This is a genomic window from Petrachloros mirabilis, assembly GCF_975968855.1.
Genome location: NZ_CDLUDY010000286.1, coordinates 1 through 6,679, shown reverse-complemented (window position 1 = coordinate 6,679; position 6,679 = coordinate 1). Strand labels below are relative to the sequence as shown.

Sequence of the window (6,679 nt, the reverse complement as noted above, 5' to 3'; positions counted from 1 at the left end):
TTTCGATAAACTCTCCCTTGAAGATGTTAAAAAAGCGTCCATCGTAGAGCAGGTCCGTGGCGCGTTCGGCGAGGAGATGCCCTCCATGATTAAGACATACTTGCAGCCGAATCCGTGAATCACTTTTGCGGCTCGTCGGGCATCTGCCAGTGACTTGATCTCGATGCCGGATAGCTGCTGGGCTTCGTGAACATTCGGTGTCACAAGCAAGGCAAGAGGGAAAAGCTGCTTCTTTATGGCCTCGATGGCGTCCGGTTTGAGCAGCAGATGGCCGCTTTTCGAAATCATGACGGGATCGACGACCAGGTTCGTGACATTTTGTGGTTTCAGCATCTTGGCCACGACTTCGACCAAAGCAGTCGATGACAACATGCCGGTTTTTACGCCGGCGACCTCGAAATCGTCGAAGACGGCGTCAATCTGCGAGGCAACGATGCTGGTCGGCAGCTCGAATACGTCGGTTACTTCTTCCGTGTTTTGCGCCGTGATGGCGGTGATCACCGACATAGCGAAGACACCGTTCGCCGACATGGATTTGATGTCCGCTTGAATCCCGGCTCCTCCGCCGGAATCAGATCCGGCAATCGTCAACACTTGGGGTAATGTCGTGCTCATGTGATCAGGTTTTTGCTCCGTGGGAGAGGCAGATCCCGCAAAATATATATACTCTGCGGCTTGCTGTTGTCGAGTCTACGTTATCGGAAAATGAGGCTGCCGAGGCTCCGTCCGATAACATAGGCCAGCGGTGTCAGAATGAGCAGGACGAAGGGCAGGAAGAGGTAGGCAATCGCGCCCTGGGCATCGGGAAACCACAAGATCGTCACATGGGTCCACGCGCTGAGTCCGATGAGTCCGATGACTGTTACAACAACGCCGGTAGCCCGGCGCTTAACGAGGGTTGTATTCCCAGACGGAGCGAGGCCCATGTGAAACAGAGCGAAAACGGCGAAGAGCACGAAGGGAATTGCATTGAAGACGGCGATCAAGAAGAGATTGTAGCCGGGGGCAAAGAGGTGCAACTGCAGTTGATGCAAGGCTTGGGTAAAGGATTGGTCATGTTTGAGCACATCCACGCCAATCGTTGCCAGCCAGGGAATGCCGAGACCGAGTATAAGGCAGCCCCAGTAGACGGTCAGTGTGAATGCGATCATTCGATTTGTCGAACTGAGCTTGTTCGTCACTGGTTGCCCTCGATGGCTTGCAAGCCTTCTGCTGCTGCTTCACGGACGACGGGGTCTGGATCCTGGACCGCTGCCCGTAACGCCGGAACGGTCTCCTTCGCAGCCTTACCGATTTCAGCCAGGGCACAGGCAGCCAAATAACGTTCGAGGGGCTGCTCGGCTGTCAGGAGTGCTGCAACGTCGGAGGCGGTTTCTGCAGCACGCGGACCTAGTTTTGCCAGTTGCTGAAGGGAGTGAGTTCGATTTGTCTCCTGTTTCAGCAGGAAGGAATAGGTCGAAACGAGGATAGGGCGTTGGGCCGAGGCAACGGCGGACTGCGCCAGTTTCGCTACGGTTGGATTCGAGTCACTCGTCAGTTCTTGGAGGATCGATAGTGACTCCGGACGAGCATATCCGCCGAAGGCAAACAATGTGACGGCAGCATGCCGTACCGTCCATTCGGGATCGCGCAAGGCCTGTGTCAGCCCCCGCATCACCCTGCCGGCGGGAAGGCCGATCGATCCCAATGCCCGAACCACTCGATTACGCACGATCGTATCCGGATCGTTCAACATCATCAGTAACGAGGGGGCGGCTGGTTTCGCCACCGGACCCAATGCACCAAGGATGGAAACCGCTTCTCCCCTGACCTGATCGTCCGGCTCTTGGAGCATGGGCAGGTGATGCATCATGACCTGCCGGGCGGCACTGAGATCGATGGAAGGCAATGCGCCGGCTGCCTCGCTACGAAGGTGAGATTTGCGATCCGATGTCGCCAGTTCGACGAGAAGCGGCACTGCCGGTTTCGCCGCCGGGCCGATGTCTTTCAAGTGCGCCGCCGCCAACTGCTGCGCCTGCCGATCCTCGCTCTGTAAATCCGCGATAAGTCCCGGCACCGCCTGCGCTCCGGTGTGCTGCCAATAGACGAACCCCAAGAGCGCGATGAGCAAACCTAGCGCACCAAGATTTAGCGAGACTATCCGGAAGGTCATAGGTTAGGTGAAAACGACGGTAAGCGAATCACTTATTGCGCCTGTCTTTGAAGCAACTTTTCGTCTCATAGACCGGTGTGTCTTCGATAGTGTTCGTTCAGGATTGCGAGGTTCTCGGAGCGTAATCAGAGCGCCGTTGGGAAACCGTTCTTGCTGAGTCGGGGCGGCTGCCGCAGGTAGTGGCGACGAACCGCTTCACACCGTCTTGTTTCTTCGCTTTCCTCTCACGGTGTTCGACGGGTGGTACAGGGCAGGGAGACCTTTCGGCCACAGCGGGGTCCCTACACCGGGCGGGGTGCAAGGACGAGAGGTCTCCTGCCCTGTGACAGGACCCGTCGACTCACACCGGCCACTCCTCCTCGTTCCACGCCATCTCCCAAAACATCCACTCATACCGTGAGCTGATGACGAACGATTCCTCCATCCGCCGCTTCTCTTCTTTCCCCGCCGTCTTCGCCCATTGATCTACCTTCTTTCTCATCCAGCGTTGTACTTCTGCGAATTCCGGCGATGCATAGAGCGAGAGCCAATCGCGGTACGGATGCTTTTTTGACGGCGGCCCGTGCTGTAAGAGATGTTGACCGACTACACAGTAGATCCAGGCGCAGGGGAGCGCCACAACGGTAATTTCTGCAGCTGTTCCGGAGGCAGCGACGGCCAGCATATGTCGGGTATAAGCGTAGTTCGTCGGAGACATCGGGACTGATGTCATTTGTGCGGCGGTCATCTTCCATTTCGATCCATAGCCCTCGTGCAGGCTCCGTTCGACGAGGATGGTTTCCTCCGCGAGCTTCGTGAAGCGGAGGGCGGATTCGGAATCCGGCGCGCGCAAGGCGGCCGCCGAGAACACTCTGGCAAGTTCTGCCAGAAACCGGGCATCTTGCAGGATGTAGTATTTGAACTTTCGTTCAGGAAGACGGCCGTTCCCCAGTGCGACGACAAAGGGATGGGCCAGCTGGGCGTCCCAAATCGGTTGAGCCAGCTTCCGGAGATGGTCGGAAAATGACATGAGCGCTCCTCGGCTTATTCAATGTGGCGGAGATTGTGGCCACGGCCTCGGTAAACGGTTGATCCCGTCCAACGCAGCAACCTTGTAACACTCGGCTAAGGTGGGATAGTTGAAGACCGTGTCGATAAAGTACTCAATTTTACCGTTAAAGGCCATAACGGCTTGTCCGATATGAATAAGCTCGGTCGCCCCTTCTCCAATCGCATGCACGCCGAGCAGTTCATGGGTATGGCGGTTGAACAAGAGCTTCACCAGGCCGGTATCGTCACCGATCAATTGGCCTCTGGCGATCTCGCGATAGCGGGCGACTCCGACTCCAAACGGGATCTTTGCTTTTGCGAGGTCTTCCTCGTTCTTCCCCACCATCGAGATCTCGGGGATTGAGTAGATACCGTACGGCAGCAACTCCGTATCGGTCCGATCGGGATAGCCGAAGGCGTGACAGGAGGCATGGCGACCCTGCTGCATTGAGGTAGAGGCCAGGGCCGGGAATCCGATCACGTCGCCGGCGGCATAGATATGCGGAACAGCCGTCTGCAAGTGTTCGTTGACGCTCAATCGTCCGCGGGCATCGGGTGTGAGTCCCACCGCTTTAAGATTGAGCCCTTTTGTCGCGCCGACCCGGCCGATGGCGTACATCAAGGTGGTGGCTTGGATCGGCTTCGCGTATTTCAGGCAGACATCAATACGATTGTCCGCCTCTTTCCTGATAGCGAGGACTTCTTCATCGTGGTAGAGGGTCACGCCGATGTCTTTCATCTGCGCCTGGAGCGCCTGGATAATTTCTCCATCGACGAATTCCAACAAGCGCGGGCGTTTGTCGATCAGTGTCACGGGAACGCCCATGGCTCCCAGGATTGAGGCGTATTCAGTTCCGATCACGCCGCCGCCCACGATGACGATCGATTCGGGAACACGTTTCAACGTCAGAAGACCGTCCGTATCAATGATGGAATCGCCGTCGAACGGAATGTCAGCCGGCCTGGCCGGTTCGGTGCCTACGGCAATGACGATGAAGTCGGCTGTATGTTCGACTGTTCCTCTGGCATGGTGAATCTCCAACCGGTGCGGATCGACAAAACGAGCCGAGCCGTTGATCATGTGGACCCCGTTGCGTGCCATCTGATTCCCGACGATCCGGACTTCGTTCTGGATGACGTGATTGGCTCGATAGACAAGATCCTCTATCGTGATCTGTTCCTTCAGCCGGTAGCCTGCGCCGTACAGGCTACGCTGGCGAAAACCGGACAGGTACAGTACCGCTTCGCGCAGGGATTTGCTGGGTATCGTGCCGGTGTTGATGCAGACGCCGCCGACGACCTCCTTGCGCTCGATAATACCAACCCTTTTGCAGAGCTTTGCGGCTTGTATGGCGGCTTTTTGGCCGGCGGGTCCGGTCCCGATGACGAGGAGGTCGTAATGGGCCATCAAGCTCCTCGAAGGAAGGTCGAGTGTGAGGTTAAGGTCGAGGAGGGAACGGTTTCGTCGTCACTCAATCTTAGCATTGACCGTCACCTAGCTGTCGTGTCAACCCTGGGTTACCAACTTCCGTGCAACCTGGAAGGCTTCATCTATGTCGGGCAGATGAGCCAGTTCAGGTGTAATCTGCATGTATCGGACGGTGTTTTGAGGATCGACGACAATTACAGCGCGAGCCAAAATATGCGGCTCCCTCAGGAAGAGGCCGTAAGTTTTTCCAAAATCGGCGTTACGGTAATCGGAGAGGAACGTGATGTTGTCGATCTTGGCCTCTTCCGCGAATCGCTTTTGCGCGAACGGGGTATCGATACTGATGGTGATCAATTCCACCATTTTGTCGAGCCCCTTGTTCTTTTCACTGAGGTGATGCGTCTGTTGCTCGCAGACCTTTGTGTCGATCGAGGGGACTACGCTGATGATGCGGACCTTGCCTTTACCAGGTGTGTCACTAAGATTGATAGGCGAGAGATCCGTTTTTGTCAGCCTGACGCTCCGCAATTGATCGCCCACCCTGATGCCGGTGCCGGACAGAGCGAGGGGACTGCCCTTGAAAAGGACAGTATGACCTTCTCCCGCGGAGGTACTGCCGTCCGCAATGGTGATGTTCTTGTAGAGAAACGCCGATTCCTGGCCGGCCCCCATGCAACTGGCCAATGTGAGCGGACCAAGCAGAGCGAAAAGTTTGAAGAGACGTGAGGATGGCAAAGGCATATGATTTCTCCGTATCGTTTGGAATAAGAATGAGTGCCATGTCGCCGTCTATGGCAGCGCTACAGAGCCACGCGGCGTGAGGCTGCTATCGTACGATGAACTCTACCATAGCTCGGTTCGCTATGGCAGGCTGTTCCCACTGCGGAATATGACCGGCTTTGGGAATACGGAGGAATTCGGACCCGTTGATTGTACGATGCAGTTCCTCCCCAACGGCGATGGGGAAGACGCGGTCTTCCTCGCCCCACAGAATCAGCGTCGGATGCGTGATCTCTCCGATCCGTTGAGCCAGATCGGTTTCCCACAAAGGAAGAGTATAACGGACGGTCATGATCGGTGAAATCAGTCCCGGACGTCGCCGATTGCGATTTGAGCGTTCGATCACGGCCGGTGTCAGCAACGACGGGTCGTAGACTATCTCCTTCAGAATCGATTCGATCATCAGCCCGCCAAAGAGCCAGTTGCCGAAGGACACGAGCCAGGAAGGGACGCTCGTGTCCAGCGCCTGTCTGATCGAGGGACTCGCGAGTTTATCTTTGACGTTTGATGGCAGCCCGCTGACGAGGACGAGCTTGGATACGCGTTCCGGATGGTTCAAGGACATGGCGATGGCAAGTCCTGCACCCATAGAGTTACCGACCAGAACTGCCTGCCTGATCTGGAGTGCGTCCATGAAGGCCACGAAGTATTCCAGCATCTGCTCGGGCCGATATTCGATGTCCGGTTTGTCGGAAAGTCCGGAGCCGATGAGATCCGGCGTAATCACCCGAAACTGGGCCGATAACGGAGAAAGTTGATGCTCCCACTGCCACATCGACCCGCCGAATCCGTGGATCAGGATGACGGGTGTTCCTGCTCCCACATCAATGTAGGCCATCTGTTGGCCGTTGACGGTCACCGAGTTGATCGGAAATCGCTCGATCGCATCAAAATGAGCTGGAATTGGAGCGGGAGAGGTGCAAGCCGTCATCGCGGTCACATACAGACAGAGGCTGAGGAGCGTTATGTCTCGGATGGTCGACAAGCGATCCGGGCGTCTGGCGCGGCGCTGGTTACTCGAGTTGAATGATCGTTTCGTCCGTTTTGACGCTGTCCCCCTCAGCGACCAGGATTGCGGTGACTTTACCGTCCACCGGCGCCGGCACCTGGCTCTCCATCTTCATCGCCTCGATGATCAAAAGCGGATCACCGGCTTTGACCTGGTCATCCTGTGCGACGAGGACCTTCACAACGCGGCCCGGCATCGGCGGCGCGACGTCACCCGGCTTGGATGGCCTTGGCCGTTTCGGCTTCGCCCCTGATCCTGCTTCAGGCGCTTCGGGGACACC

Annotated in this window: 8 protein-coding genes; all 8 read right to left on the bottom strand. The window is 56.7% G+C overall.

Annotated elements, in window-relative coordinates:
• A partial coding sequence (gene thiD, locus ACWVCN_RS12295) for a bifunctional hydroxymethylpyrimidine kinase/phosphomethylpyrimidine kinase (RefSeq protein WP_455246079.1) occupies nucleotides 1–615 on the bottom strand: 615 nt, incomplete at its 3' end.
• 80 nt (nucleotides 616–695) lie between these two features.
• A complete protein-coding gene (locus ACWVCN_RS12290; RefSeq protein WP_455246078.1) occupies nucleotides 696–1,181 on the bottom strand; it encodes a hypothetical protein in 486 nt (161 codons plus the stop codon).
• Complete coding sequence (locus tag ACWVCN_RS12285; protein WP_455246077.1) at nucleotides 1,178–2,110, bottom strand: HEAT repeat domain-containing protein; 933 nt, start codon at nucleotides 2,108–2,110, stop codon at nucleotides 1,178–1,180. Before ACWVCN_RS12285 ends, ACWVCN_RS12290 begins: the two co-directional genes overlap by 4 nt.
• Before the next feature lie 382 nt (nucleotides 2,111–2,492).
• On the bottom strand, nucleotides 2,493–3,161 hold the full coding sequence (gene tenA, locus ACWVCN_RS12280) for a thiaminase II (RefSeq protein ID WP_455246076.1): 669 nt from the start codon (nucleotides 3,159–3,161) through the stop codon (nucleotides 2,493–2,495).
• Nucleotides 3,162–3,179: 18 nt separating this feature from the next.
• On the bottom strand, nucleotides 3,180–4,589 hold the full coding sequence (gene sthA, locus ACWVCN_RS12275) for a Si-specific NAD(P)(+) transhydrogenase (protein WP_455246075.1): 1,410 nt from the start codon (nucleotides 4,587–4,589) through the stop codon (nucleotides 3,180–3,182).
• 99 nt (nucleotides 4,590–4,688) lie between these two features.
• Nucleotides 4,689–5,351, bottom strand: coding sequence for a thiol peroxidase (gene tpx / locus ACWVCN_RS12270; RefSeq protein WP_455246074.1), 663 nt, complete (start codon nucleotides 5,349–5,351; stop codon nucleotides 4,689–4,691).
• A gap of 85 nt (nucleotides 5,352–5,436) precedes the next feature.
• A complete protein-coding gene (locus tag ACWVCN_RS12265; protein ID WP_455246073.1) occupies nucleotides 5,437–6,375 on the bottom strand; it encodes an alpha/beta fold hydrolase in 939 nt (312 codons plus the stop codon).
• Between the two features lie 28 nt (nucleotides 6,376–6,403).
• A partial coding sequence (locus ACWVCN_RS12260; RefSeq protein ID WP_455246071.1) for a biotin/lipoyl-containing protein occupies nucleotides 6,404–6,679 on the bottom strand: 276 nt, incomplete at its 5' end.